Source organism: Vogesella margarita (assembly GCF_028548475.1).
Classification (GTDB): Bacteria; Pseudomonadota; Gammaproteobacteria; order Burkholderiales; family Chromobacteriaceae; genus Vogesella; species Vogesella margarita.
The window spans coordinates 42,024-64,089 of the sequence record NZ_JAQQLE010000013.1; the positions used below are offsets into that span (position 1 = coordinate 42,024).

Annotated in this window: 18 protein-coding genes; 6 read left to right on the top strand and 12 right to left on the bottom strand. The window is 64.8% G+C overall.

The genetic code is table 11. From position 1 onward, the window contains the following. The first annotated feature begins 22 nt into the window (after positions 1-22). The 3 genes from hemH to PQU96_RS13670 all read left to right on the top strand — a co-directional run bounded on the left by hemH (position 23) and on the right by PQU96_RS13670 (position 4,038). On the top strand, positions 23-1,108 hold the full coding sequence (hemH, locus tag PQU96_RS13660; protein WP_272772957.1) for a ferrochelatase: 1,086 nt from the start codon (positions 23-25) through the stop codon (positions 1,106-1,108). Between the two features lie 261 nt (positions 1,109-1,369). Continuing rightward, a complete protein-coding gene (locus tag PQU96_RS13665) occupies positions 1,370-2,563 on the top strand; it encodes a branched-chain amino acid ABC transporter substrate-binding protein (RefSeq protein ID WP_272772958.1) in 1,194 nt (397 codons plus the stop codon). Between the two features lie 281 nt (positions 2,564-2,844). Continuing rightward, entirely contained in the window at positions 2,845-4,038 is a 1,194-nt protein-coding gene (locus tag PQU96_RS13670; protein ID WP_272772959.1) for a branched-chain amino acid ABC transporter substrate-binding protein, read from the top strand. A gap of 89 nt (positions 4,039-4,127) precedes the next feature. On the opposite strand, the gene PQU96_RS13675 is transcribed toward PQU96_RS13670, so the two are convergent. The 8 genes from PQU96_RS13675 to PQU96_RS13710 all read right to left on the bottom strand — a co-directional run bounded on the left by PQU96_RS13675 (position 4,128) and on the right by PQU96_RS13710 (position 15,718). Next, positions 4,128-4,463, bottom strand: coding sequence for a YegP family protein (locus PQU96_RS13675; RefSeq protein WP_272772960.1), 336 nt, complete (start codon positions 4,461-4,463; stop codon positions 4,128-4,130). 201 nt (positions 4,464-4,664) lie between these two features. Further along, a complete protein-coding gene (locus PQU96_RS13680; protein WP_272772961.1) occupies positions 4,665-5,861 on the bottom strand; it encodes an amino acid aminotransferase in 1,197 nt (398 codons plus the stop codon). A gap of 165 nt (positions 5,862-6,026) precedes the next feature. Next, positions 6,027-6,779, bottom strand: a complete 753-nt coding sequence (cobA, locus tag PQU96_RS13685; RefSeq protein ID WP_272772962.1) for a uroporphyrinogen-III C-methyltransferase — start codon at positions 6,777-6,779, stop codon at positions 6,027-6,029. Positions 6,780-6,888: 109 nt separating this feature from the next. After that, entirely contained in the window at positions 6,889-9,573 is a 2,685-nt protein-coding gene (locus tag PQU96_RS13690) for a nitrate reductase (protein WP_272772963.1), read from the bottom strand. A 39-nt stretch (positions 9,574-9,612) separates the two neighbouring features. Beyond that, complete coding sequence (gene nirD, locus PQU96_RS13695) at positions 9,613-9,930, bottom strand: nitrite reductase small subunit NirD (RefSeq protein WP_272772964.1); 318 nt, start codon at positions 9,928-9,930, stop codon at positions 9,613-9,615. A gap of 67 nt (positions 9,931-9,997) precedes the next feature. Next, positions 9,998-12,445, bottom strand: a complete 2,448-nt coding sequence (nirB, locus tag PQU96_RS13700) for a nitrite reductase large subunit NirB (protein ID WP_272772965.1) — start codon at positions 12,443-12,445, stop codon at positions 9,998-10,000. Between the two features lie 303 nt (positions 12,446-12,748). Further along, positions 12,749-14,413: a bifunctional protein-serine/threonine kinase/phosphatase gene (locus PQU96_RS13705; protein WP_272772966.1), complete on the bottom strand. Its 1,665-nt coding sequence runs from the start codon at positions 14,411-14,413 to the stop codon at positions 12,749-12,751. 93 nt (positions 14,414-14,506) lie between these two features. Beyond that, positions 14,507-15,718: a nitrate/nitrite transporter gene (locus tag PQU96_RS13710; RefSeq protein ID WP_272772967.1), complete on the bottom strand. Its 1,212-nt coding sequence runs from the start codon at positions 15,716-15,718 to the stop codon at positions 14,507-14,509. Between the two features lie 332 nt (positions 15,719-16,050). On the opposite strand from PQU96_RS13710, the gene PQU96_RS13715 reads away from it, so the two are divergent. Beyond that, positions 16,051-16,374 (top strand): cupredoxin domain-containing protein, encoded by a 324-nt coding sequence (locus PQU96_RS13715; RefSeq protein ID WP_272772968.1) that lies wholly within the window; start codon positions 16,051-16,053, stop codon positions 16,372-16,374. 11 nt (positions 16,375-16,385) lie between these two features. Then, positions 16,386-17,186 (top strand): FTR1 family iron permease, encoded by an 801-nt coding sequence (locus PQU96_RS13720; RefSeq protein WP_272772969.1) that lies wholly within the window; start codon positions 16,386-16,388, stop codon positions 17,184-17,186. 59 nt (positions 17,187-17,245) lie between these two features. On the opposite strand, the gene PQU96_RS13725 is transcribed toward PQU96_RS13720, so the two are convergent. The 4 genes from PQU96_RS13725 to PQU96_RS13740 form a co-directional block, all read right to left on the bottom strand. Then, complete coding sequence (locus PQU96_RS13725; protein WP_272772970.1) at positions 17,246-18,037, bottom strand: ABC transporter ATP-binding protein; 792 nt, start codon at positions 18,035-18,037, stop codon at positions 17,246-17,248. A 1-nt stretch (position 18,038) separates the two neighbouring features. After that, complete coding sequence (gene ntrB, locus PQU96_RS13730; RefSeq protein WP_272772971.1) at positions 18,039-18,935, bottom strand: nitrate ABC transporter permease; 897 nt, start codon at positions 18,933-18,935, stop codon at positions 18,039-18,041. 11 nt (positions 18,936-18,946) lie between these two features. Further along, positions 18,947-20,215 (bottom strand): CmpA/NrtA family ABC transporter substrate-binding protein, encoded by a 1,269-nt coding sequence (locus PQU96_RS13735; RefSeq protein ID WP_272772972.1) that lies wholly within the window; start codon positions 20,213-20,215, stop codon positions 18,947-18,949. A 350-nt stretch (positions 20,216-20,565) separates the two neighbouring features. Further along, complete coding sequence (locus tag PQU96_RS13740; protein WP_272772973.1) at positions 20,566-21,144, bottom strand: ANTAR domain-containing response regulator; 579 nt, start codon at positions 21,142-21,144, stop codon at positions 20,566-20,568. Between the two features lie 126 nt (positions 21,145-21,270). On the opposite strand from PQU96_RS13740, the gene PQU96_RS13745 reads away from it, so the two are divergent. Further along, positions 21,271-21,852: a DNA-3-methyladenine glycosylase I gene (locus tag PQU96_RS13745; RefSeq protein WP_308446629.1), complete on the top strand. Its 582-nt coding sequence runs from the start codon at positions 21,271-21,273 to the stop codon at positions 21,850-21,852. Positions 21,853-22,066 lie beyond the last annotated feature (214 nt).

Sequence of the window (22,066 nt, forward strand, 5' to 3'; positions counted from 1 at the left end):
TATTATTTGTACTGGACAAAACATGGCCGTACCACACGCAGAACCGGCTTTCCGCCACAGCTACACCCCCAAGACCGGCGTGCTGCTGATCAACCTCGGCACTCCGGACGCTCCCACCGCCAAGGCCTTGCGCCCTTACCTCAAGCAGTTCCTGTCCGACCAACGCGTGATCGAAATCCCGAAGGCGCTGTGGTGGCTGATCCTCAACGGCATCATCCTCAATCTGCGCCCGCGTAAGAGTGCCGAGAAGTACGCCAGCATCTGGAGCAGCGAAGGCTCGCCGCTGCTGATCCACACCCGCAAGCAGAGCCAACTGCTGGCCGAGCAGCTGGCTGCGGCAGGACTGGAAAACCTGGTGGTCGACTTCGCGATGCGCTACGGCAACCCGTCGGTCGACAGCGTGCTGCGCAGCATGCGCGAACAGGGTGTCGAGCGCCTGCTGGTGGTGCCGCTGTACCCGCAGTATGCCGGCTCTTCGGTAGCGACCGCGCTGGACGAGGTGTTCCGCAGCCTGCTGCGCATGCGCAATATGCCGGAAATCCGCACCGTGCGGCATTTCCACGATTTCCCACCCTATATCGAGGCGCTGGCGCGACAGGTAGAGGCGCACTGGCAGGCAAACGGCCGTGGCGACAAGCTGCTGATGTCCTTTCACGGCGTGCCGCGTTTCACGCTGGACAAGGGTGACCCCTATCACTGCGAATGCCTGAAGACCGGCCGCCTGCTGGCGGAGCGCCTGCAGCTGGACAAGGACCAGTATGTGGTGGCATTCCAGAGCCGCTTCGGCAAGGCGGAATGGATCAAGCCCTATACCGTCGACACCCTGACGGCACTGGCCAAAGCCGGTACGCAAAAACTGGACGTAATGTGCCCCGGCTTTGTCGGCGACTGTCTGGAGACGCTGGAAGAAATCGCGATGGAAGGGAAGGAAATTTTCCTGACCAATGGCGGTGGCGAATACCACTACATTCCCTGCCTGAATGAAGATCCAAACTGGCTGAATGCGCTGTCAGCACTGGTACAGCAGCATCTTGGTGGCTGGATAACAACACCGGAAGATCCGGTGCAGCGTTTTCAGCGTGCGCAAGATTCAGGCGCAAACCGCTAGCAAAAGCGATTTTTTCACCCCAATGGCGCACCATCATGGTGCGCCATTGTTCATTTTATACTTTATCCCTCTGGCAATCTGACCAGTGCGGTGCAACAAATATGTCATAGCCTTTGACGTGTCTGACAATCTCCAAATCGGCCAAATCAAACTTCGTTGACACTGCATAGGGTGCTACGCATAATCAGTCCGCATCTGCTCTTTCCAAAAGAACCGGGCAGATCTTACAAGTCACATGACTAAGATCAGGGGAAACACAAGATGAATAAATTCGCACGCCTTAGCCTCTTTGCAGCAGCCGCCATTGCTCTGACTGCCTGCGGCAACAAAGAAGAAAAACCAGCTGCCGAAGCTTCCGCTGCTGCTGCCGATGCCGGCGGTGATGTGGTAGTCAAGATCGGTCAAGTATCGCCAATGACCGGCCCGATTGCTCACCTGGGCAAAGACAACGAATTCGGCGCGCGCCTGGCCATTGAAGACCTGAACGCCGAAGGCGTCGAGATCGGTGGCAAGAAAGTCAAATTTGAACTGGTCTCCGAAGACGACCAAGGTGACCCGAAAATCGGTACCCAGGTTGCACAGCGTCTGGTTGACGCAGGCGTAGTCGGTGTTGTGGGCCACCTGAACTCCGGCACCACCATCCCTGCATCCAAGATCTACTCCGATGCCGGCATCCCGCAGATCTCCCCTTCCGCGACCAACCCTGACTACACCAAGCAAGGTTACAAGACCACTTTCCGCGTGATTGCCAACGACGTACAGCAAGGCAAGGCACTGGGCGAGTTTGCCGTTGACACCCTGAAAGCGAAAAAAGTCGCCATCATCGACGACCGTACCGCTTACGGCCAGGGTCTGGCTGACGAATTCGAAAAAGCCATCAAGGCCAAGGGCGGCGAAATCGCCAAGCGCGAATTCACCACCAACACCGCCACCGACTTCAACGCCATCCTGACCTCGATCAAGTCGGCACAGCCGGACGTGATCTTCTACGGCGGCATGGACGCACAGGCAGCACCTCTGGCCAAGCAGATGCAGCGTCTGGGCATCAAGGCCAAGCTGATGGGCGGCGACGGCTGGCAGACTCCGGAGTTCATCAAGCTGGCAGGCGAAGCATCCGAAGGTCAGTACTCCTCCAGCTGCGGCGTGCCACGTGACAAGATGCCAGGCTTCGCAGCGTTCAACGACCGCTTCAAGGCCAAGTTCAACACTGATGTACAGATCTACGCTCCGTACGAGTACGATGCCGTGAAAGTACTGGTTGACTCCATGAAGCGTGCCGGTTCGACCGATCCTAAAGCCTACCTGCCTGAAGTGGGCAAAACCAAGATGACCGGCGTGACTGGCGTGATCGCCTTTGACGAAAAAGGCGACATCAAGGACGGCGCAGTGACTGTTTACCAGGTTAAAGGCGGCAAGTGGGAAGTGGTTTCCACCGTTGGCGGCCCAGCCAAGTAAGCTGATCTGACAAGGCTTCTGCCTGTGAAAATGGCGCCCTAAGGGGCGCCATTTTTTATGCTTGCCATATCGCAGTGCACCATTTATGATCGATCCAGTACGCGTCGATTGTATCCAGTCGCCGCTCCCCCTTGTCTCCACGACTGCCACCACCCCGCGCGGTCCGGACACAATGTCACGACAACAGGCGCCCGACCGGGCCGTGTTCGGCTGACCATAAAACCACCTGCATTTTACAAACAAAATGTTCCCGCCATGAGGAACAGGGACCCGTTTTCACCATGAATCCATATCGCATCACCGCCATCGCCGCGGCCGCACTGACGCTGGCCGCCTGCAACAATGCCGAACCACAAAAAGACGCCGCCGCCAGCGCCCCCGCTTCCGCGCAGGAGCACGTCGTCAAGATCGGTTCCGCCAACCCGCTGACCGGCCCGTTCGCCCACTGGGGCCGTGACGCCGACAATGGCGTACAACTGGCCGCCGAAGAAGCCAACGCGGAAAAGCTGACTCTGGACGGCAAGCCGGTTCGCTTTGAGGTCGTTTCCGAAGACGACCAGGCCGACCCGAAAGTCGCTACCCAAGTTGCCCAGCGCTTTGTCGACGCCGGTGTTGCCGCCGTGATCGGTCACCTGACCTCCGGCGCCGCCATTCCGGCCTCGCGTCTGTACAACGATGCCGGCATCGCCATGATCGCCGGCTCGGTAACCAGCCCGAAATTTACCCAGCAAGGCTATAACAACACCTTCCGCATCATCGCCAATGACCTGCAACAGGGTCAGGCGCTGGCGAAGTACGCCGTGACCGAGCTGAAGTCGAAGCGCATCGCCGTCATCGACGACCGCACCACCTACGGCCAGGGTCTGGCCGACGATTTTGCCAAGGCTACCGAAGCAGCCGGCGGCACCATCGTCAAGCGTGAATACACCACCAACAGCGCCACCGACTTTATGGCGATCCTAACCTCGATCAAGGCCGAGAAGCCGGAACTGATCTTCTACGGCGGCATGGATGCACAGGCCGGCCCGATGGTGAAACAGATGCGCAAGCTGGGCATCCAGGCGGTATTCATGGGTGCCGACGGGGTCAACACCGCCGAGTTCGCCAAGCTGTCGGGCAAGGATGGCGAAGGCGCCTACGCGTCCAGCGCCGGCGCCTCGAAAGAGCTGATGCCGGGCTATGCCGCGTTCAACACCAAGTACAAGGCACGCTTCAACGGCGAGATCCAGGCCTACGCCCCGTACACCTACGACGCCACCCGCGTGGTGATCGACGCGATGAAACGCGCCAACTCTGCCGACCCGAAGAAATACCTGGCCGAAGTCGGCAAGACCTCGCTGCAGGGCGTAACCGGCCCGATCGCCTTTGAAAGCAACGGCGACATCAAGAACGGCACCGTGACCCTGTACCGCCTGGAAGGCGGCAAGTGGGCCGGTGTGGCCAAGCCGGCCGGTGACGCCTCCGCCGCGCAATAAGCCTGACCGTGACGCAACAACGCCGTTCCCGCTGTGGCGGGAACGGCGTTTTTTCATGCACGCTGCGCAGCAGCTGACCACTATTTTCTTTAGCCGGTCAGATCCTTGATCGTGGTCGAGGCGCCATTGCTCTTGACACTCTCGATGCCGTTATCGCGCGCTGCTTCGGTGCCGTACATCTGGCTGCTGCCGATGATCTGGTGATTGCCGGCCTTGAGGTTGAAATACGCCTTGCCGTTGGCCGCAGTCTTGCGCTCGTAGCGCTCCTCCAGCGGGCTGTTGGCCTGCACCGAGGCGATGCCGTTTTCCGCGGCGGCGCGGGTGTGGTACAGCTCGCTGCCGAGTATGGTTTCCGCATTTCCCGCCTTCAGCACGAAACGGAACTGCCCGTCGCTGCTTTTGCTCAATTCGAACCAGCCTGCCATGTGACGACTCCTTGGTTGTGAAGTTGTAACGTTTGCAAACACCTCAAAACACCCATTGGCTACCACGCCCGACACTGCCACTTGGCGATAGTGCCTACCGGACAGCTTAGCAGGGAGGAAACCTTGTTACCAAACCGGATGCCACATGAAAAACGCCCCGTGACGGCACGGGGCATTTCGGCAGACCAGGGTTGGCCGCAATCAGGCTTTCAGCACTTCCGCCATCGCGTCGGCGACGTATTCCACGTTGCGGCTGTTGAGACCGGCCACGCACATGCGGCCGGAGCGCACCAGGTACACCGCGAACTCCTCACGTAAACGATCCACCTGCTCCGGCGTCAGACCGGTGTAGCTGAACATGCCACGTTGCTTGATAAAGTAGCTGAAATCGCGGCCCGGCACCTTGGCCGACAGCACCGCGTACAACTTCTGGCGCATCGCCTTGATGCGCTCGCGCATCTCGGTCACTTCGTCCTCCCACTCGGCGCGTAGTGCCGGCTCGGTCATCACCATCGCGGTCACCTGGCCGCCGTGGGTTGGCGGGCTGGAATAGTTGCGACGCACGGTGGCCTTCAGCTGGCCCAGCACGCGGCCGGCCTCTTCGGCGTCGTGGCACACCACCGACAGGCCGCCGCAGCGCTCGCCGTAGAACGACAGGTTCTTGGAGAAGGAGTTGCTGACGAAGAAGCTGACGCCGGCGGCGGTCATCGCGCGGATAGCAAAAGCGTCGTCCTCCAGGCTGTCGCCGAAGCCCTGGTAGGCGATGTCCATGAACGGCAACAGGTCACGCTGCTTCACCACCTCGATTACCTGCTCCCACTGCGCATTGGAGAGATCGACGCCGGTCGGGTTGTGGCAGCACGGGTGCAGCAACACGATGGTCTTGGCCGGCAGCCCCTTGAAGCAGGCGATCATCTCGTCGAACTTCACCCCGCCGGTGGCGGCGTCGTAGTACGGGTAGTCGTGCACCACGAAGCCGGCCCCTTCGAACATCGCGCGGTGGTTGTCCCAGGTCGGCGCGCTGACCCACACTTCGCTCTGCGGGAAGTAGCGCTTGAGCAGGTCGCCGCCGATCTTCAGCGCACCGGAACCCCCGATGGTCTGGATGGTGGCGATGCGGCCGGCGGTCACCGCCTCGTGGTCGGCGCCCCACAGCAGGGCCTGCACGGCGGCACGATAGTTGGCCGCACCTTCCATCGGCTGGTAGGAACGCGCGCCGGCGCTGGCCACGCGCGCGGCTTCGGCTTTCTGCACCGACGGCAGCAACGGAATGCGGCCTTCCTCGTCGTAGTACAGGCCGATGCCGAGGTTGACTTTCGGATTGCGGGTGTCCTTGTTGAAGGTTTCAACCAGGGTCAGGATCGGGTCGCCGGCGTAGGCTTCGACATGCTGGAACATAGTTTTCCTGTTTCTCTCTTGTCTGGATCGGGTGGCAAACAAGCGATAAACCTAACATAAAGCCTACTTTTTCACAGCATCGACACCGACAAGCCGCCAAATCCGCAGCAACATTGCCAAAAACCACATTTACCCGCCACTAAATTGCCCGCCACTTGCGCAGTCTTACACCGCAATGGGCCACGCCTGCCCGGCTGCCTCTACCTGCGCCAGCGCCGCCACCTCGCCCAGCACGATCACCGCAGGGCTGGCCAGGCCGCTCTGCGCCACATCGGCGGCCAAGGTTTGCAAGCGGGTGACGATGTGGCGCTGCTCGGCACAGCCCGCACGGTGCACCACCGCCACCGGCAGGCTGGCGGCAAAGCCGGCGGCCATCAGCTCGCCGGTCAGCGCCTCGACATCGCTCATGCCCATGTAGCAGACCACGGTCAATTGCGAGGCCGCCAGCGCCTGCCAGTCCGGGCGCGAGCCGTCAACGGTGTGCGCGGTGACCAGCGCCACGCCGCGGGCGACGCTGCGGTGCGTCAGCGGCAAGCCCAGCGCCGGGCCGACGGCGAGACCGGCGGTGATGCCGCCGACTGCCTCTACGTCCACGCCGCGCTCCGCCAGCCACGCCCACTCCTCGCCGCCGCGCCCGAAGATGAACGGGTCGCCGCCCTTCACCCGCGCCACGGTCTTGCCCTGGCGCGCGTAACGCGCCATCAGGCGCAGGATGAAGGCCTGCGGCGTCGACTTGCAGCCGCCGCGCTTACCGACGTGCACGATGCGGGTACCGGGGCGGGCGAAATCGAGAATGTCGCGGCCAACCAGATCATCCACTAGCCAGGTGTCACAGGACTGCAGCACGCGCAGCGCCTTCAGGGTCAGCAATTCCGCATCGCCGGGACCTGCGCCGATCAACCATACCTTGCCGTTCATGATATTTCCTTTGCGTGTGCGGCCTGTTGGCCCTGCCGGCCACCATACCTGAAACAAAAAGTTCGATTAGAACGATGTTTTATAACTAAATATCGCAAAACCAGCGGGATTACACCGCCACCATGCGCACCAGCTCCGGCACGCAGGAGCCACAGCCGGTGCCGCAGCGCAGCTCGCGCTTGAGCCCGTCCACGTCCAGCCCTCTGGCGATGCCGGCACAGATCGCGTCCTCGCGCACGCCTTCGCAGGAGCACACCACGCGTGAACGCGCCGCGCCGCGCGCCTGCCCGGTCAGCAGCGCCGACAGGCTGTCCGGTGCCGCGCCGCCGTCCAGCCAGCTGCTCAGTGCCTCGTCGGCGCGCACGTCGCCGGCCAGCACGAAGCCCAGCGGCTGTTTCGACTGCAGCCACACCCGGCGCAGGATGCCGCGCGCCGGATCGTCCAGCGCCGCCGACAGGCTGCCGGCCGGCTCCAGCACACTGGCCAGCTGTTGCAACACGGCGGCGTCCGGTGCAGTAGCCGCTGCCAGCCGCAGCCGCAGCGCTTCCACGCCGCCCAGCATCACCGGCACCGCCACCGCGTACGGGAACAGTGCGCGCAATGCGTCCAGCCGCGCCCGCGCCGCCAGTGCATCGCCCTTGAGCAGCAGCGTGGCGCGCCACGGCAGCCTGGCCGGCTCCACCGCCACCGCGGCGTGTTTCAGCTCCGGCTGCCGCGACAGCGGATCGCTGACACGGGTGGTCAGCGCGTTGATACCCTGCCCGCCCAGCGCGGCGCCACCCCAGTGCATAGCGATGAAAGCCACGCCGGGGCGCAGGCTGTCGTCGGCCACCACCGGCAGGTAGATCGCGCCGCGCTTGTTGCGCATCTTGACCAGGTCGCCGCTGTTCAGGCGCTGCCGCTGCAGGTCGCGCGGGTGCATCGCCAGCTGCGGCTCTTCCACGTGGCGGGTCAGCGCCGGCACCAGCGCGGTGCGGCTCATGGTGTGCCAGTGGTCGCGCAGGCGGCCGGTGGTCAGGCGCAGCGGAAAATGCGCCGACACCTTGTCGCTGACCGTGCGCCAGGCGACATCGACAAACTGCGCGCGGCCAGATGCGGTGGCGAACACGCCGTCGCCGTACAGCCGGGCGGTGCCGTGGCCGTCGCGGAACGGCCACTGCTGCGGCCCGCGCTCGTCCAGCAGCGCGTAGCTGAGCGCGCTGTAGTCCAGATCGCGGCCGGCGGTGGTGGTGGCGTGCTCGGCGAACACCGCGGCGGCATCGACAAAACCGAACGCCGGCAGCCGCTCCGGCGCCAGGCTTGCAGCCAACCTTTGCGCCACGTCGTCAGCGATGCGCCAGTCTTCGCGCGCCTGCCCCGGTGCCGGCAGCGCGGCGCGCACACGGCTGATGCGGCGTTCGCTGTTGGTGACGGTGCCGTCCTTCTCCGGCCAGGTGGCGGCCGGCAGCACGATGTCGGCGTAGGCCAGCGTCTCGCTGCTGCTGAACGCTTCCTGCACGATCACGCAGTCCACCTTTTCCAGCGCGGCGCGCACCAGTGCCTGCTCCGGCATCGACTGCGCCGGGTTGGTGCACACGATCCACAGCACCTTGATCTTGCCGGCCGCGGCGGCCTCGAACAGTTCCACCGCCGCCAGCCCCGGCGTGGCCGGCAGTGCCGGCACGCCCCACAGCGCGGCCACTTCGGCGCGGTGCGCGGCATTGCCCGGCTCGCGGTGGCCTGGTAGCGCGGTAGCGAGGCCGCCGACCTCGCGCCCGCCCATCGCGTTGGGCTGGCCGGTCAGCGAAAACGGGCCGCAGCCGGGACGGCCAATGTGGCCGGTGGCCAGATGCAGGTGGATCAACGCCGCGTTCTTGTCGCTGCCATTGCTGTACTGGTTCAGCCCCATGGTGTAACAGGACAGCGTCGCCGCGCTTTTGGCAAACCAGCGCGCGGCGGTGACCAGATCCTGCTCGCTGATGCCGCACAGCTCGGCGGCGGCGCGCGGGGTGAATTCCTGCAGCTGCCGCTTGAGCACGGCAAAGCCTTCGGTGTGCTGCGCGATGTAGTCGCGGTCGATCAGCTCTTCCCAAATCATCACGTTGAGCATGCCGTGGAACAGCGCCACGTCGGTGCCGGGCAGCACCGGCAGGTACAGGTCGGCGATGCTGGCGGTGTCGGTGCGGCGCGGATCGACGACGATGATCTTCATCGCCGGGTTGGCGGCCTTGGCGTCTTCCAGGCGGCGGAACAGCACCGGGTGGGCGAACGCCATGTTGGAGCCGGCGATCAGCACGCACTCGGCGTGATCGAAGTCGTCGTAGCAGGCCGGCGGCGCATCGGCGCCCAGCGTCAGCTTGTAGCCGGTGACGGCGCTGGACATGCACAGCCGCGAGTTGGTATCGACGTTGTTGGTGCCGACCAGGCCGCGCGCCAGCTTGTTGAACAGGTAGTAGTCCTCGGTCAGCAGCTGGCCGGACAGATAAAAGCCGACCGAATCCGGGCCGTGCTGGCGGATGGCGTCGGCCAGCTTGCCGCTGACCGCGTCCAGTGCACTATCCCAGCCGACTTCCTGCGCCGGCTCATCCTTGGACAGCCGCAAGGTTGGCCGCAACAGCCGCGCCGACGGCCGGCCGGTGGTGTCGCCCAGCGTGCGGCCCTTGCTGCACAGGCGGCCGAAGTTGGCCGGATGGGCGCCGTCGCCGGTCACCGCCAGCACGCGGCTGCCGTCGGTGGTGATCTCGACGCCGCAGCCGGTGCCGCAATAGCAGCAGATGGAGGAGACGGTGTGGTGGTGTCCCGTTGTTTCAGTCATGTTCTAGTCTCCTTGCGGCCAACCTTGTTGATGCAATGTTCAGTCCAGCGCCAGAAAAATGGCGCCCGCTTCCAGCTTCACCGGAATGTGGCCGCTGCAGCCCTCGTCCGGCGCGCAGGCCTCGCCGGTGGCGAGGTCGATGTTCCAGTTGTGCAGCGGGCAGGTCACGGTGCGGCCGGAGACGATGCCCTGCGACAGCGGCCCACCCTTGTGCGGGCACTTGTCGACCAGCGCGAACACCTGGTCGTCGATGGTGCGGAAGATGGCGATGTCGTCGCCGTCCTCGCGCTTCAGCACGCGGGCGCCCTGCGCCGGGATGTCGTTCAGCTGGCAGATGGTTTTCCAGTTGCGGCTCATGATGTGATCCTTTCGGTGGTGGCCACGGCGGCGCGCTGCTGCCGTGGCCGATGGACAAGTCGCCGGCTCAGGCGGTGACCGTTTCAATGCTCAATGGCGCGAACTCGTGACGGGCGACGCCGCCCTTGGTGCGCTCCGCCCACGGGTCCTGCTCGAAGGACAGCGCGAACTTCAGCCGCGCGTACAGCTCGTTGCGGCCAACCTCGTCTTCCAGCACCCGCTGCTTGATGTACTCCATGCCGACGCGGTGCAGGTAGTGCACGGTGCGCTCCAGATAGAACGCTTCCTCGCGGTACAGCTGCAGGAAGGCGCCGCTGTACACCATCACCTCGTCGTGCGTCTTCACCTTGCACAGAAACTCGGCCACCTCGGTCTTGATGCCGCCGTTGCCGCCGATGTACAGCTCCCAGCCGGAATCGACGCCGATGATGCCCACGTCCTTGATGCCGGATTCGGCGCAGTTGCGCGGGCAGCCGGACACCGCCAGTTTGACCTTGGCCGGGCTCCACATGCCGAACAGGTCTTTTTCCAGGTCGATGCCCATCTGCGTCGAGTCCTGGGTGCCGAAGCGGCAGAATTCGCTGCCGACGCAGGTTTTCACCGTGCGCAGGCTCTTGCCGTAGGCGTGGCCGGACGGCATGTTGAGGTCGGCCCACACTTTCGGCAGGTCTTCCTTCTTCACGCCCAGCAGGTCGATACGCTGGCCGCCGGTGACCTTCACCATCGGGATGTCGTACTTGTCGGCGACGTCGGCGATGCGGCGCAGCTCGGACGGGTTGGTGACGCCGCCCCACATGCGCGGGATCACCGAGTAGGTGCCGTCCTTCTGGATGTTGGCGTGTACCCGTTCGTTGATGAAGCGCGACTGCGGATCGTCCTTCGCCTCGCCCGGCCAGCTGGAGATCAGGTAGTAGTTGATGGCCGGACGGCAGCTGCTGCAGCCGTCCACCGAGCGCCAGTCCAGCGCGGTGAAGGTGTCTGCCAGCGAGGTCAGGTGCCGCTCGCGGATTGCCTGGCGCACCTGGCCGTGGTTGAGGTCGGTACAGCCGCAGATCGCCTTTTCCGATTTCGGCTTCACGTCGGCGGCGCCGCCGACGCAGTTGATCAGGATCTGCTCCACGAGGCCGGTGCAGGAGCCGCAGGAGCTGGCCGCCTTGGTGTGCTTCTTCACTTCGTCGACGGTGAACAGGCCCTTCTCCTGGATCGCCTTGACGATGCTGCCCTTGCACACGCCGTTGCAGCCGCACACCTCGGCATCGTCGCTCATGCCCATCGCGCGGTTCTGGCCTTGGTGACCGGTGTCGCCGATGGCGCCTTCGCCCAGCATCAGCTGTTCGCGCATCTCGTGGATGGCGTGACCTTCGCGGATCAGGCGGAAGTACCAGCCGCCGTCGGCGGTGTCGCCGTACAGGCAGGCGCCGACCAGCTTGTCGTCCTTGACGATCAGCTTCTTGTAGATGCCGCCGACCGGATCGGACAGCGTGATTTCTTCGTGGCCGTCGCCACCCATGAAGTTGCCGGCCGAAAACAGGTCGACCCCGGTCACTTTCAGCTTGGTGCTGGTCGCCGCCGGCACGTAGCGGGCGATGCCGAAGTTGGCCAGGTGGTTGGCGACCACTTTCGCCATGTCGAACAGCGGCGCCACCAGGCCGTAGCTGACGCCACGATGGCTGACGCATTCGCCCACCGCATAGACGCGCGGGTCGAAGGTCTGCATGAAATCGTTGACCACGATGCCGCGGTCGCAATAAATGCCACTCTGTTCCGCCAGGTTGAAATTGGGGCGGATGCCGACTGCCATCACCACCAGATCGGCCGGCACCTCGTCGCCGTCCTTGAAACGGACGCTGGCGACGCGGCCGTTACTGCCGGCCACCAGCTCGGCGGTCTGCTTCTGCAGCAGGAAGCTCAGGCCGCGCTCCTGCAGCGTGTCCTGCAGCATGGCGGCGGCGGTGCGATCCAGCTGGCGGTCAAGCAGCCATTCGCCCAGATGCACCACGGTCACCTTCATGCCGCGCACCGACAGGCCGTTGGCGGCTTCCAGCCCCAGCAGGCCGCCACCGATCACCACCGCGTGACGATGGTTGGCCGCAGCGTCAATCATGGTGTTGACGTCATGGATGTCGCGGAAGGTGACCACGCCGTCCAGCTCCTTGCCCGGCACCGGCAGGATGAACGGGTTGGAGCCGGTGGCCAGCAGCAGGCGGTCATATTCGGCCTCGGTGCCATCGGCGGCACGCACGATGCGGCGGCCGCGGTCGATCTCCACCACTTCCTTACCCAGGTGCAGGGTGATGCCGTGCTCGGCGTACCAGTCGACATCGTTGAGCATGATCTCCGGCAGCGTCTGTTCGCCGGTCAGCACCGGCGACAGCAGGATGCGGTTGTAGTTGGCGTGCGGTTCGGCACCGAACACGGTGATGTCGTACAGCTCCGGGGTCAGCTTGAGCAGCTCTTCCAGCGTGCGCACCCCGGCCATGCCGTTGCCGACCATTACCAATTTGAGCTTCTTCATGGTGTTTCCTTTGTCTGATTTGCGACGCATTGCGCGGTGTCCTACCTGCGCCGCCCGTCGTCATTGCCGTAGCGGTGCCGAAACGAAAAAAGGTCCGCCGGTGTGGCTTGCGCCACGCCGAACGGACCTCATTGTCCCTGTCCCGGTCACCGCCATTGGCGACCCGGACAATCTGATTGTGCCTGTCTTAATGCAAAGGCCGTGCCAGCCGGAAAACCCCTTTATTGCGGCCAACCCCGGCGGTTACCACCCGCTTCTGCCTGCCTATGGTGCAAGGCAGCACCAAAAACAGGCAGCGTGCGCTCAGCGCAGCAGCAGCGCGTACAGCAACAGCAGATTCAGCAGCAGCGAAACCAGCGCCAGCGTGCGCCACAGCCGCAGCGGCGCCCGCTCCGTCCACGGCACGCGCTGCAGGCGGCGCTGCGGTACGCTGTCGCCCCGCGCCAGCGCCAGCAGCATTTCCTCGGCGGTCTCGAAGCGCTGTGCCGGCTCGCGCGCCACCGCTTTCAGCAGCAGGTTGTCCAGCCACAGCGGCACGTCCGGGCGCTGGCGCGACGCCGGCTGCGGCGCGTCGAAATGCGGCGTCTGGAACGCCTCGATCTCGCCGTAGGGGTAGCGCCCGGTCAGCAACTGGTAGAGGGTGACGCCGGCGGCGTACAGGTCGCTGCTGTTACTGGCCCTGGCGCCGGCGAAACGCTCCGGCGCCATGTAGCTGGCAGTGCCTGGCCCGGGGCCGTCATGTTCCGGCGTCAGCCCGGCGCAATAGGCGACGCCGAGATCAAGCAGGCGCAGCTGGCCGTCGCGGCCCAGATGCACGTTGTCCGGCTTGATGTCGCGGTGCACGATGCCGAGGCGGTGCAAGGCCGACATCGCGCGACACAGCGCGAGGCCGCAGGCGACCACCTCGCTGATGCCGAAGCGCTGCTGCGCCATCCTTGCGGCCAACGTTTCGCCGTCATGCCAGCGCTGCAGGTAGTACAGGTGCTGCCGCGTCATGCCGGTGGCGACCTCGGCGAAATACGGCGAGCTGATGCGTTTCTGCAGCCACTCCTCCACCAGCAGCGCCTGCTCCGCCCCCTGGTCGCCGGCCAGCAGCGGCGGCAGCGTCTTCAGCACCCAGTGGCGGCCGGCGGCATCGGCGACACGATAGGCCAGCCCGCCGGGCGAGGCGTGCAGGTTCGCCACCACGGTCAGCCCCTCGAACACCTGGCCGTCGCGCAAGCGTGGCGGCAACGGCAGACTGGCGCCACGCGCCAGCTCGTCGCCCAGCGCCCCCGCCGGCAGCGCCTCCACCCGCAACACCAGCGCCGACAGATTGTCCTGCGCCCCGGCCGCCAATGCCGACTCGCACAGCACGCTGGCAGCGCGCTGCACGTCGAGGTGCAGGTGCAGAATCTCGTCGATGCGCTTGTCGCCCAGCGCCTGCCACACGCCGTCGCACAGCAGCGCAAACACGTCGCCGGCATGCAGGTCGCCATCGCAGAAATCCGGCATCACGTGCTCGTCCAGGCCCATGCCGCGCTTGAGCACATGCGACAGCGACGCTTCCTCCCACACGTGATCGACGGTCAGCTGCGTCAGCCGCCCGTCCCGCAGGCGGTAGACGCGGCAGTCGCCGACGTGGGCGACGGTGTAGCGGTGACCGCGCAACACCAGCGCCGACAGCGTCGCCACCAGCGGCTTGCCCTGCGAACGCAGCCAGCGGTTGTGCGCCGCCAGCAGCCGGTCCAGCGCCGACGACACCGCCCACGTTTCCGGCGTGGCGTAGTAGTCGGCGCATACCGCGCGCACGGTGGACTGCGCCGCCAGGCGGCCGTCGGCACAGCCGGACACGCCGTCTGCCAGCGCGAACAGCGCGCCCTTGCTGGTCAACAGCCCGTCCTGCGGCACGCTCCAGCCCAGCGCGTCCTCGTTGCGTTCACGGCGGCCGGCATCGCTGGCGTGGCCGACGGCAAGTTGCAAGCTCATGCTGCGCTCCCGCTAAAGATGAGGTGATACGCCACCACGGCGTAACGGTGCGGGATCACCGATCCCGCCCCGCAGATGGGCAGTCGCAGCCGCTTATACCCGCGCCGCGGTCACATTGCTGGCGCCCCAGGTGGTACGCCAGCGCAGCTTCACGCCGTGCAGACCGATCCAGGCCACCACGCCGAGACTGGCGAACAGCCACAGCCCGAGCTGGTAGTTGCCGGTGTGCTGCTTGACGAGACCGAGACCGGCCGCAAGCAGGAAGCCACCGATACCGCCGGCCATGCCGATCAGCCCGGTCATCACCCCGATTTCCTTGCGGAAGCGTTGTGGCACCAGCTGGAACACCGCGCCGTTACCGCTACCCAGTGCCAGCATCGCGCCGACAAACAGCGCCAGCGCCACATTGACCTGTGGCAGGTTGAAGCCGACCACCGCGATCAGCAGCGCAGCCACGGTATACATCACCAGCAGGGTGCGGATGCCGCCGATACGGTCGGCCAGCGCGCCGCCCAGCGGCCGCATCAGCGAACCGGCAAACACACAGGCGGCGGTGTAGTAGCCGGCGGTGACGGCGCCCAGACCATACTGGTCATGGAAGTAGCCAGGCAGCGCGCTGGCGAGGCCGGCAAAGCCGCCGAAGGTCACACAGTAGAAGAACATGAACCACCAGCTGTCCTTGTCGCCCAGCACGCGCAGGTAGTCGGCCATCGCCTTGGGCTTGGGGCGTTGCGGTGCGTTCTTGGCAAACAGGCAGAACAGCACGAATACCACGCCAAGCGGCAGTACCGCGAGGCCGAACACGTTCTCCCAGCCATAGATTGCGGCCAACGTTGGCGCCAGCAGCGCGGCAAACACGGTACCGGAGTTACCGGCGCCGGCGATGCCCATCGCCTTGCCCTGGTGCTCGGGCGGGTACCACTGCGACGCCAGCGGCAGCGACACAGCAAAGGCGGCGCCGGCCACGCCGAGGAACACCCCCAGCAGCAGCGCCTGCGTCAGCGACTGGATGCCGTGCAGCCAGGCAAAGCCCAGTGCCAGCATCACCACCACCTGGCCGAGGATGCCGGCGAATTTCGGTGACACGCGATCGACGATCAGCCCCATGCCCAGACGCAGGATGGCGCCGGCCAGGATCGGTGTCGCCACCATCAGCCCGCGCTGCTGTGCCGACAGTTGCAATGCCTCGGCGATCTGGATCGCCAGCGGCCCGAGGAGATACCACACCATGAAGCTGAGATCGAAATAGAGAAACGACACCAGCAGTGTCGGGGTATGGCCTGCTTTCCAGAAGTCCTTGCTCATTTGAATGTTCCCTTGCCAGTCGTAACCACAAAATGCAAAAAGGTCCGCCACGCAGCATGGGGCTGCGCGGCGGACCTCGTTGTCCGGGCCCGGTGCCGTCATTGGCAGCCGGGTCTGTGCCGCTTATCCAGCAAGTACCGTGCCTGCTGCAAAGCAGCAAATGGCGTGACATTGCCGTCAATCACGCCAGAAAACGGGGCACGCCTGCACCACGGCGGTCCGCTTTGCGCCGGCATGGCGCACACTACAAATCGTTACAATCAGGATTCATTCGCGTTCATATTTGCACTACAATGACCGGGTCTGACAACCGCACTCAACCGGAGTACACCATGCGCAAATTTGCCGCCGCCCTGCTTCTCGCCGCCACCGCCCTGTCCGCCGTCGCCGCCGACAACGTGGTCAAGATCGCCGTCAACGAAAACGGCTTTACCCCTGCCCAGCTGAACGTGAGCGCTGGCCAGGCCTTCGTGATCGAGGTGCAGAACACCGGCAAGAAAGCCGTGGAATTCGAAAGCAAGCAGCTGCACGTGGAAAAAGTGATCGCCGCCGGCAAGACCAGCCAGGTCAAGGTCAAGGCGCTGAAGGCCGGCAGCTACAAGTTCTTTGACGAATTCAACGAAGACAAGGCCAAGGGCGAAGTTGTCGCCAAGTAAGCAGGCAGATCATGGGTAACGCACTCTTCATCGTCTGGCGGGAAACCGTCGAAGCCATGCTGGTGGTGGGCATCCTGCACAGCTGGCTGAAACAGAACGGCCACAGCACCGGCATGCGCTTCCTGTGGGGCGGCGTGGCCGCGGGCGTCGGGCTGGCCATTCTGCTGGCCTTCACCATCGTCGGCATCGCCGATGTGCTGTCCGATACCGGGCTGGAATACTTCCAGCTCGGCATGGTCGCCACCGCGGCCCTGCTGATCGTGCAGATGGTGTTCTGGATGCGCGCCCATGGCCGCAAGCTCAAGCGCGAGCTGGAAAGCAGCCTCGCGCAGGCGCAGCAGCAGGCCAACTGGTGGGGCATGCTGGTGGTGGTCGCCCTGGCCGTGGCGCGCGAAAGCTCGGAGGCGGTCGTGTTCCTCTATGGCCTTGGCACCGGCGAAGGCGGCAATCCGCTGTTCTGGCTGATGCTGCCGCTGGGCGTGGTGCTGGCCTGGGGCACGTTCTGGCTGCTGCAGCAGAGCAGCCGCATCCTGACCTGGCAGCGCTTCTTCCGTATCAGCGAAGTGTTGCTGCTGCTGTTGGCCGCATCGTTGCTGGTCAATGCCTGCGAACGCGCCATCAACCTGGACCTGTTGCCAGCCCTGCTGGATCCGGTGTGGGACAGCAGCGAGCTGTTGAGCGACAACGGCAGCATTGGCGGTTTCCTGGGCACCTTCACCGGCTATCGTGCGCAACCGTCACTGAGCATGGTGCTGGTCTATGGCCTGTTCTGGAGCAGCGTGTTGTTCGGCCTGCGCCGCCAGCAACGCTAGACCTGCCGATAAGCGGCAACAAAAAACCGGGCACACGCCCGGTTTTTTTTCGCGTCGCATCAAGCGGCATCGCGCCTATGCTTCTGGTACAGGAAATCCAGCACCGCGCTGCGATAGCGGTGGTAGTCGGCGTCGTTCGCCAGCGCCAGCCGGTTACGCGGCCGTGGCAGCTGCACGTCCAGGATCTCGCCGACGGTAGCCGCCGGACCGTTGGTCATCATCACGATGCGGTCGGACAGCAGCACCGCCTCGTCCACGTCGTGGGTCACCATCACCACGGTGCTGCCGGTGGCATCGACGATCTTCACCATCTCGTCCTGCAGGTTGGCGCGGGTCAGCGCGTCAAGCGCGCCAAACGGCTCGTCCATCAGCAGCACCTTCGGCTCCATCGCCAGCGCGCGGGCGATGCCCACCCGCTGCTTCATGCCACCGGAGATCTCGTGCGGGTGCTTGTCGCGGGCGTGGCTCAGCCCCACCAGCACCAGCGCGGCGTCGGTGCGCGCGGCCAGCTGCGCCTTGCCCTCCTTCGCACCGAACACGCGCTCCACCGCCAGCAGGATGTTGCCGTAGCAGCTCAGCCACGGCAGCAGGCTGTGGTTCTGGAACACCACCGCGCGCTCGGGGCCGGGGCCGTCGATCTCGCGGCCGTTGCACAGCGCGATGCCGTCGGACGGCTCCAGCAGCCCGGCGATGATGTTGAGCACCGTGGACTTGCCGCAGCCGGAGTGGCCGATCAGCGACACTACCTCGCCCTGGCGGATGGTGAGATTGATGTCCTGCAGCGCGACGAAGCGGCCTTTTTTGGTATCGAAGTGCTTTTGCACGTTCTCCAGCTCGACGAAACGTTCCATGTCACTCTCCCTGTCCGAAGCTGGCCTTCTTCGCCAGCCATACCAGTGCCTGTTCCAGCGCCAGCCCCACCAGACCGACCACGAAGATGGCGATCAGGATGTGCTCGACGTTCAGGTTGTTCCATTCGTCCCACACCCAGAAGCCCAGTCCCACACCGCCGGTGAGCATCTCGGCCGCCACGATCACCAGCCAGGCGGTGCCGATCGCGAGGCGCACGCCGGTGAGCATGTGCGGCAGCACCGCCGGCAGCAGGATGACACTGAACACCTTCCACTCCGACAGCCGCAGCACGCGCGCCACGTTGAGGTAATCCTGCGGCACCGCGCGCACGCCGGCGGCGGTGTTGAGGATCATCGGCCAGATGCTGGAGATGAAGATCACCCAGATCGACGCTGGACTCGCGGCCTTGAACACCAGGAGGCCGATCGGCAGCCACGCCAGCGGCGACACCGGGCGCAGCAGGCTGATCACCGGCGCCGTCATCCGCGACAGAAAATTAAAGCGCCCGATCATGAAGCCCAGCGGAATGCCGACCAGCGCGGCAAGGCCGAAGCCGACGCCGACCCGGCCCAGCGACATCAGGATGTTCCAGCCTATGCCTTGGTCGTTGGGGCCGTTCTGGTAGAACGGATCGGCGAACAGCTCGCACGCCGAGGCCCAGGTGCTGGCCGGCCCGGGCAGGCTACCCTTGCTCCATTGCGACACCAGCGACCACAACAGCACGAAGGCGATCAGCCCCAGCAGCGGCGGCACCAGCCAGCGGATGAAGCGCACCAGCGGTTGCAACGACGGCGGCGCCGCGGCGAGCAGGGTCTTGCGCTTGCGCGGGCGGGCGCTGCGCGCGGTGGCGGGCTGGCCTGCGGCCAACGTTGGCGAGAAAGTTTCTGCAGCACTCATGATGTCGCTCCTCAGGCCTTGATCTTGAAGCTGGCGGCGTAGGCGGCCGGGTTCTTGCCGTCCCACACCACGCCGTCAATCAGCTTGCTGGCACGCATGTCGCTGGCCGGCAGCGGCACGCGGGCCATCGCCGCCGCGTCCTTGTAGATGGCGATCTGGTTGATCTGCTTCGCCACCGCCAGGTAGTCGGGATCGGTCTTCAGCAAGCCCCAGCGCTTGTGCTGGGTCAGGAACCACATGCCGTCGGACAGATACGGGAAGTTGACCTTGCCGCCGTCGAAGAACTTCATCAGTTTCGGGTCCTGCCACTTCTTGCCCAGGCCGTCCTCGTAGGCTCCGGCAAAGCGGCCGGCGATCACCGCCTCCGGCGCGTTGACGTAGGCCTTCTCGGCGATCAGTTTGGCCACACTGGCGCGGTTCTTCACCTCGTCGATGTAGCGCGAGGCGTCCAGCAGCGCCGCCACCAGCGCGCGCGCGGTGTTGGGGTACTTCTTCACCCACTCGCCGGTAGTGCCGAGCACCTTTTCCGGGTGATCGGGCCAGATCTGCTGGCTGGTGGCCACCGAGAAGCCGATGCCGTCGGCGATGGCGCGCGCGTTCCACGGCTCGCCGACACAGTAGCCGTCCATATTGTCGACGCGCATATTGGCCACCATCTGCGGCGGCGGCACCACGATGGTCTTCACGTCCGATAGCGGATTGACGCCGTGCGCCGCCAGCCAGTAGTACAGCCACATGGCGTGGGTGCCGGTGGGGAAGGTCTGCGCGAAGGTGTACTCGCGCGGCTCGGCCTTGATCAGCTTGGCCAGCGCCGGGCCGCTGGTGGCGCCCTTCTCCTTCAGCTGGTTGGAGAGCGTGATGCCCTGCCCGTTCTGGTTCAGCGTCATCAGCACCGCCATGTCCTTCTTCGGGCCGCCGATGCCCAAGTGCACGCCGTAGATCATGCCGTACAGCGCGTGCGAGGCGTCCAGCTCGCCGTTGACCAGCTTGTCGCGTACCGCGGCCCAGCTGGCCTCCTTCGACGGCACGATGGTGATGCCGTACTTCTTGTCGAAGCCCAGCTTGGACGCCACGATCACCGAGGCGCAGTCGGTCAGCGGGATGAAACCGACTTTGACTTCGGTCTTTTCGGGTTTGCCGGTGGCCGCGGCAAAGGCGGAGGTGGCAAAGCCGGCAGGCAAGGCGGTTGAGGCCATCAGTGACAAGGCTCCCTTGAGGAAGTCGCGGCGGTCGTTGCCCGCCGCGTGCGGGTGGAGATCGAGTTCGTGACGCTTTTCCATGTGCTGCTCCCAGAGTGAGTGGACTGCAAGTGCAAAAGAAAAAGCGCCCGTCACCCCTTCATCAGAAAGGGCAACGGACGCCGTTGTCCGTGTTACCAGGCCTGCGCCGCCGTTGGCACCTTCCTGCTTTGTGACGCGTGTTCGCGTCTCGCCACTCATTTAGCAAGGGCCGTGCCAGATATCAACATGCTGTTTTTAATGGATTTTTTGTTTACGGATGGTTTTTTTGCACTGCAACAGCACGGCGCGGCACCAGCACGGCGCCGGTACTGCACCACGAGCGCCAGCGCAGAAAGCAAAAGGCCGCAACAGTACGCCTGTTGCGGCCAACCTTGTGTGCCGGCGGCGGCTCAGCTTTTCAGCCACTCCGCCAGGCTGATGATCTCCTGCGCCACCTCGGCCAGTTTCTTCTGCTGCTTCATCGCCCGCTCGCGCAGCTGCTTGTAGGCGGTGGCCTCGTCCAGCCCCTTCATTTCCATCAGCAGGCCCTTGGCTTTTTCCACCACCTTGCGGTCGGCCAGCTGCCGTTGCGCGTCGGCCAGCTCGGCGCGGCGCGAGACGTCGATCTGGTGGCGCTCGATCGCCACCTCCAGCAGCGGCTGGATGCGGCTGCTTTCCACCTCGCCGACCACATAGGCGGCCACGCCGGCGCTGAGCGCGGCGCGGATGGTGTCGCGACTGCCGTCGTCGGTGAACATCACCACCGGCCGCTCACTCTGCGCGCCCATCACGCACACCTGCTCCAGCATGTCGCGCGATGGTGCATCGCTGTCGATCAGCACCACGTCGGGACGCGCCGCCGCCAGCACGTCGGCCAGGTGCAGGTTCGCCTCCACCTCGGCCACCACGCGCACGCCAGCCTGCTCCAGCAGCGTCCGCAACGACGCGGCCTTGCCGGAACCGTCCTTCACCAGCATGACTGTCAGCACCTTGTGTCCCTCTCTTCCTTTGTTATTGCAGCAAGCCGCAGCAATTGCCATGCCATGTGCTGACAGCACGCTGGCAGCAGATCGCCATTACAATCATGTCATTACCCCTACGCACAGGAACCCGCCATGACCACCCTGCAACGCTGCGGCTGGTGCAGCGACGACCCGCTGTACATCGCCTACCACGACCACGAATGGGGACAGCCGGTGCACGACGACCGCAAGCTGTTCGAGATGCTGGTACTGGAGGGCGCCCAGGCCGGGCTGTCGTGGATCACCATCCTGAGAAAGCGCGACAACTACCGCCGCGCCTTCCACGATTTCGACCCGCAACGGGTGGCGGCGATGGACGAGTCCGACGTCGAGCGGCTACTGCTGGATGCCGGCATCGTGCGCAACCGGTTGAAAATCAACAGCGCGATCCGCAATGCACGCGTGTTCCTTGCCATGCAGCAGAAACACGGCAGCTTTGCGCGCTGGCTGTGGCAGCACGTCGACGGCCAGCCGCTGCAGAGCCGGTGGGCCAGCCTGGCCGAGTGTCCGGCCAGCACCGAGCTGTCCGACCGCATCAGCAAGGCGCTGAAAAAGGAAGGCATGAATTTTGTCGGCAGCACGGTGATCTACGCCTTCCTGCAGGCCACCGGCGTGGTCAACGACCACCTCTGCAATTGCCCGCAGCACCCGCAACACCGCAAGCCCTGCGCGTAAGCACGACAGCCCGGGGCTTGCGGCCAACCTTGGCCGCAAGCCATGCCTGCGCACCAGATCGGCGCGGCGGCACGCTTGCGGTCACCGCACTGCACCATGGCGACGCGCCATGATTTATCGGGCGACGCGCGTACAAACAAAAACCCGCCTCAGTGGCGGGTTTTTACATCGCGTGGCACAGGGCCGGCCTTGCGGCCAACCTTGCCGACACGGC